The following is a 306-nucleotide window of genomic DNA, read 5'->3' as shown; positions in this document are numbered from 1 at the left end:
GGCATCAAGCTGGCCTGGCGAAACATGTACGGGCTTGCCATCGCGATAGCCCCAGGCATAATCTCGTTGCTCGTTCTGCGGAACGGTAATCCAGGTGTGAGTGAGTTTTAATGGCTGCAGGACGCGTCTGATCATCGCCTCTTCGTAGCTCATTCCAGAGGGTTTCACCGCCAGTGCGCCAAACAGACCAATGCTGGAGTTAGCATAGAGACGTTTAGCGCCCGGGGCCCACTGGGGTTGCCAGTTTTGATAAAAGCGCAGCAATGCGGTTTTATCCGTCACCTCGTCGGGGATCTGAAGCGGCAG

Annotated in this window: 1 protein-coding gene; it reads right to left on the bottom strand. The window is 55.9% G+C overall.

Features of this window, described 5'->3' with window-relative positions; genetic code table 11:
- A partial coding sequence (locus FDX22_RS32115) for a serine hydrolase (protein WP_255433065.1) occupies positions 1–306 on the bottom strand: 306 nt, incomplete at both ends.

Source organism: Citrobacter sp. TBCS-14 (genome assembly GCF_005280805.1).
Lineage (GTDB): Bacteria > Pseudomonadota > Gammaproteobacteria > Enterobacterales > Enterobacteriaceae > Citrobacter > Citrobacter gillenii.
This window is presented reverse-complemented; position numbering and strand designations above follow the sequence as displayed.